We start from the raw sequence: 5,332 nt of genomic DNA on the forward strand, positions 1-5,332 counted from the left end.
GCTCCCCTATCACCGCCTCGCCCTGGTCACCGGACGGCACCGCTGGTGGCGTCCCCTGGCCGGGACCGCACTGCTGCTGGCCGGCGCCGTCGCCGCGTCGCTCGTGGTGCTGGTGGCCGGTGAGATCGCGGGCGCGATCCTGGACCGGCCCGTCGACAAGGACGGCTTCCACGTCTGGGGCGGCATCGGGGAGACGGGGGTGGCGCTGCTGTCGCTCGCGCTGCTCACGCCCGTGGTGTTCGCGGCCGCGCACTGGGCGCAGCGGCGTCCGGCGGGCACGCTCTCCTCGGTGACCGGACGGCTGCGGTGGCGGTGGCTGGGGCGCTGCCTGGTGGTCGCGCTGCCGCTGGTCGCCGCGTCGTTGGGGATCATGCTGCTGCTGCCCGAGTCGTCGGGCGGCGGCTCGGAGGCCACCGCGGGCGGCACGGAGTGGGCCGGGTGGCCGGACTTCCTGCTCGGCCTCGCGCTGGTGTGCGTGCTCGTGCCGTTCCAGGCCTCGGCGGAGGAGTACGCGTTCCGTGGCTGGCTCACCCAGGCGGTCGGCGCCTGGTGCCGTTCGCCGTGGGTGGCGATCGTGCCGCAGGCGCTGCTGTTCGCCTCGGCCCACGGCTGGGGCACGCCGTGGGGCTTCGCGGACCTCGTGGTGTTCGGCCTGGTGGCGGGCGTGCTGACGGTCCGTACCGGCGGCCTGGAGGCGGCGATCGGCCTGCACGTGGTCAACAACCTGCTGGCGATGGGCGTCTCGGCCGCGATCGCCGGGGCCCTCGCCTCCGAGGAGACCGCCGCGGACATGGACCGGATGGCGGTGGGCGTCGACGTGGTGATGCTCCTCGGGTACGCGGCGATCGTGCTGCGGCTCGCGGCCCGGCGCCGGATCACCGCGGTCTGCGACCCCGCGTCCATCCCCGCGCCCGCGCCCGCCCCGGCCCCACCGGTATGGGTCTCGCGCTGAGCCGGGCCCCTGGGGGCGCGCACTTAATCGGTTGCCGCGCCCCGCCCCGCGCTGCTGCACTGACGGCAGTCGGCGCACGCCCGGCGGAGTCTGCGGAGGAGAAGGAAATGCGGCGTTCGTGCATGTCCCACGCGAAAGGAATTCCCACTTCCCCAAAGGACATGACGGTACGTGCATTCAGCTGCCCCGCGCCTTCCGCGCACCCTGAACCTGGGCATTCTGGCCCACATCGACGCCGGTAAGACCAGCCTGACCGAGCGGCTCCTGCATGCCGCCGGTGTCATCGACGAGGTCGGCCGCGTCGACGACGGAAACACACAGACCGATTCGCTCGCCCTGGAGCGACGGCGCGGCATCACCATCAAATCCGCGGTCGTCTCCTTCGCCGTCGACGGCACGACCGTCAATCTCATCGACACCCCCGGCCACCCGGACTTCATCGCCGAGGTGGAGCGGGTGCTGAGCGTGCTCGACGGCGCCGTGCTCGTGGTCTCCGCCGTGGAGGGCGTCCAGGCGCAGACCCGCGTCCTGCTGCGGACGCTGCGGCGGCTGCGCATCCCCACGCTGATCTTCGTGAACAAGACCGACCGCCGCGGCGCCCGCCACGAAGGCGTCCTGCGGCACATCGCCGAGCGCCTGACCCCGGACGTCGTCCCGATGGGCACGGTCTCCGGCCTCGGCACCCGCGAGGCGCGCTTCGCCCCGTTCACCGCCGGGAACGCCGGGCCCGGCGGCTTCACCGCCCGGCTGACCGAGCTGCTCGCCGGGCACGACGACGCGCTCCTGGCCGCGTACGTCGACGACCCGGCGTCCCTCTCGTACGACCGTCTGCGCACCGAACTGGCCCGGCAGACCCGGCGTGCCCTCGTGCACCCGGTGTTCTTCGGCTCGGCGGCCACCGGTGTGGGCGTACGCGAACTGACGGACGGGATCCGGGAGTTGCTGCCCGCCGTCGCCGGGGACGCCGAAGGGCCGGTGTCCGGCAGCGTGTTCAAGGTCGAGCGGGGCGCCGCCGGGGAGAAGATCGCGTACGTCCGCATGTTCGCGGGCACCGTCCGCACGCGCGACCGCCTGGACATCGGCGACGGCAGGGGCGGGGCGGCCCGCGAGGGCAAGGTCACCGGCATCGGCGTCTTCGAGGCGGGCACGGACGTGCCGCGCGCGGAGGTCCGCGCGGGGCAGATCGGCAAGCTGCGCGGGCTCGGGGACGTACGGATCGGGGACGTGCTCGGCGTACCCCGCGAAGGGGTCGAGTACGGCGCCCGCTTCTTCGCGCCGCCGACCCTGGAGACCGTCGTCACCCCGCTGCGCGCCGCCGACCGCGGCGCGCTGCACCTCGCGCTCACCCAGCTCGCCGAGCAGGATCCGCTGATCGGCCTGCGGCAGGACGCCGTCCGCCAGGAGGTCTCGGTCTCGCTCTACGGCGAGGTGCAGAAGGAGGTCGTTCAGGCGACGCTCGCCGAGGACTTCAGACTCGACGTCTCCTTCCGGGAGACCACGACGATCTGTGTGGAGCGGGTCGTCGGGACCGGTGCGGCACACGAGATCATCGACAAGGACCCCAATCCGTTCCTGGCCACGGTCGGGCTGCGGGTGGAGCCCGCGCCGGTCGGCGCCGGGGTGGAGTTCCGGCTCGGGGTCGAGCTCGGCTCGATGCCGTACGCGTTCTTCCGGGCCGTCGAGGAGACGGTCAGGGAGACGCTCCACCAGGGCATCCACGGCTGGCGCATCCCCGACTGCACGGTCACGATGACGCACTGCGGCTACTGGCCCCGGCAGAGCCACGCCCACGGCACGTTCGACAAGAGCATGTCGAGCACCGCCGGGGACTTCCGGAACCTGACACCGCTGGTCCTGATGGACGCGCTGCGGGCGGCGGGCACGGCGGTGCACGAGCCGATGCACCGGTTCCGGCTCGACGTGCCGGCCGACACCGTCGGGGCGGTCCTGCCCGTCCTCTCGCGGCTGCGCGCCGTCCCGCACACGCCGACGACGAACGGGGCGTCGTACCACTTGGAGGGGGACATCCCCGCGCAGCAGGTGCACGCGCTGGAGCAGCAGCTGCCGGGGCTCACGCGCGGCGAGGGCGAGTTGGAGTCCGCCTTCGACCACTACGAGCCGGTGCGCGGGGGCGCCGTCCCGACGCGGGCGCGGACCGATCACGATCCGCTGCACCGCAAGGACTACCTGCTGCGGGTGGTGCGCCGGACGAGCGGCGGCGATCCCCTCAGGCCTCCCGCAGCGGACGGGTCAGGACCTGCAGCCGCTCGCGGTCCGCGATGATGTTGATCTCCACGATGCGGCCGTCCACGACCGTGAAGGAGCCGAGCGAGACCGCCTCGCCGCCGGGGAGGGCGACCAGGCCCGGCATGCCGTTGAGGAACACCAGGTGCTGGTCCGCGGCGACCCGCGCGAACATCGCGGCCTGTCCGGCCACCTCCGCGGCGCCGCGCACCACCTTCGACAGGCCGGACGACAGCTCGCCGGTGTCCGCGCGCAGCACGACGTCCGGGTCGAGGAGTTCGAGGAGCGCGTCGAAGTCACCGGCGCGCGTGGCGGCCATCCAGGCCTCGACGACCTCGCGCTGCTTGGCGACGTCGGTCTCCGCCGCGGGCGTGGAACCCTGCACGCGGCGGCGGGCCCGGCTGGCCAGCTGCCGGGTCGTGGCCGCCGAACGCTCCACGACGGGCGCGATCTCCTCGAAGGGCACGGCGAACATGTCGTGCAGCACGAACGCGAGCCGCTCGGCGGGCGTCAGCGTCTCGAGTACGACGAGGAGCGCGAGGCCCACCGAGTCGGCGAGCAGCACCTCCGCCTCGGGGTCGGCGGTGTCGGCGCGGGTCACGACCGGGTCCGGGATGTGGGTCTCGCCGAAGGCCCGCACCGACGCGTCGAGGGAGTCCTCGCGCCGGGACTGCCGCGAGCGCAGCAGGTCGAGGCAGATGCGGCCGACGACGGTGGTCAGCCAGCCGCCCAGGTTCCGCACCTCCCCCGCGGCCGGGCCGCCCTCCGTGCGGCTCAGCCGGAACCACGCCTCCTGCACCGCGTCCTCGGACTCGCTCAGCGAGCCGAGCATCCGGTACGCCACCGCGTTCAGCCGGGGTCTGTGCTCCTCGAACCGCGCCGCCAGGGCGACTTGAGCCGATCCGTTCTCGTTCATCCTTCAATTGAACAGGAGGCTCAGCCGACGCGGTCCGCCGCCCTGGGATCCGCCGCCGGGGCCGTCGGTCCCGGTCGCCGCATGAGCAGGACCGACACGACGCCGAGCGCCGCCGCGCACAGGGTGGAGCCGATCGTGATGGCGGCGAACCCGCCGCGGGAGGCGTCGTCGGCGTCGCCCGCGAAGCTGGCGAACAGCGAGCCGAAGAGCGACACCGCGATGGCCTCGCTGCCGAGGCGGACCGTGTTGATCCAGCCCGCCCCCATGCCCGCCTCGTCCGCCGGGACGTGCGCGAGCGCCTCGCCGTCGACGAGCCCGGCCTGCAGCCCGAACCCGATGCCGACCACCACCATCGGCAGCGTCATCCAGGCGAGCCCGGGAGACGCGGTCGCGCCCGCCAGCACGAGACCCACGACCAGCAGACCGATGCTCCACGTGAAGATGGTGTGGGCGGGTGTGCCGCGGGCCGTCATGCGGGCGGCGATCAGCGGGGCGACGAGCACGGGCAGCGTCAGGAACATCAGGTACGCGCCGCTGGCACCGGCCGAGGCGCCGTAGGCACCCTGGAAGAAGACCGGCAGATAGGCGACCGCGTTGGTGAACGTGAACGACGCCACCGCGACCACCAGCGTGATGCCGGAGAAGCGCCTGCTGCGCAGGGTGCCCAGGCTCAGCAGCGGGTTGGGCGCGATGGACTCCCGCCAGGCGAAGAGGCCGTAGCAGCCGATGCCGACGGCCGTGCAGAGCAGGAAGGGCGGCGAGGCCCAGCCCGTCGCCGAACCGAGCGCGAGACCGCCGAGCGTGACGGTGGTCGCCGTGCAGAAGAGCGCCGCTCCCGCCCAGTCGATGCGGGCGGCGTGCCGCTTCTCGTGGGCGGCGGCCCGGCGGATCAGCGGCATGCCCGCGCACGCGACGACCAGGCAGGCCAGCTGGAAGCCGTAGACGAGGCGCCAGCCGGAGAGCTGCGTGAGCAGCCCGCACAGCGACGGGCCGAAGGCCAGGGAGAGACCGGCGACCGACCCGAGGAAGGCGAAGGCGCGGGTGCGCTGTTCGCCCTCGAAGTTCGACGACACGACGGCCGAGCCCACCGAGAAGACGGCCCCGGCCCCCGCCCCGGCCACCAGCCGGGCCCCGTCCAGGACCCAGTAGTTGCCGGCGACGAGGCTGAGCGCGGAGCCCGCGCCGAACGTCAGCAGCCCGAAGACTGTCTCTTATACACC

The 5,332-nt window shown here is 73.5% G+C and carries 4 protein-coding genes; 2 read left to right on the forward strand and 2 right to left on the reverse strand.

Annotated features, from left to right (window positions below; genetic code table 11):
• Together AOK03_RS05415 and AOK03_RS05420 are read left to right on the forward strand one after the other, a co-directional pair.
• Positions 1–952: CPBP family intramembrane glutamic endopeptidase (locus AOK03_RS05415; RefSeq protein ID WP_341845780.1), on the forward strand; the 952-nt coding region annotated here is incomplete at its 5' end.
• 171 nt (positions 953–1,123) lie between these two features.
• Positions 1,124–3,235, forward strand: coding sequence for an elongation factor G (locus AOK03_RS05420; protein WP_055564006.1), 2,112 nt, complete (start codon positions 1,124–1,126; stop codon positions 3,233–3,235).
• Here AOK03_RS05420 and AOK03_RS05425 read toward each other — a convergent pair.
• Positions 3,180–4,112 carry a sigma-70 family RNA polymerase sigma factor gene (locus tag AOK03_RS05425; RefSeq protein WP_055564007.1) on the reverse strand — a complete coding sequence of 311 codons (933 nt, stop codon included), beginning with the start codon at positions 4,110–4,112 and terminating at the stop codon, positions 3,180–3,182. The genes AOK03_RS05420 and AOK03_RS05425 overlap by 56 nt on opposite strands.
• Positions 4,113–4,132: 20 nt before the next feature.
• Complete coding sequence (locus AOK03_RS05430) at positions 4,133–5,308, reverse strand: MFS transporter (protein ID WP_341845781.1); 1,176 nt, start codon at positions 5,306–5,308, stop codon at positions 4,133–4,135.
• Positions 5,309–5,332: the final 24 nt, after the last annotated feature.

Source organism: Streptomyces atriruber (assembly GCF_001418325.1).
Taxonomy (GTDB): domain Bacteria; phylum Actinomycetota; class Actinomycetes; order Streptomycetales; family Streptomycetaceae; genus Streptomyces; species Streptomyces atriruber.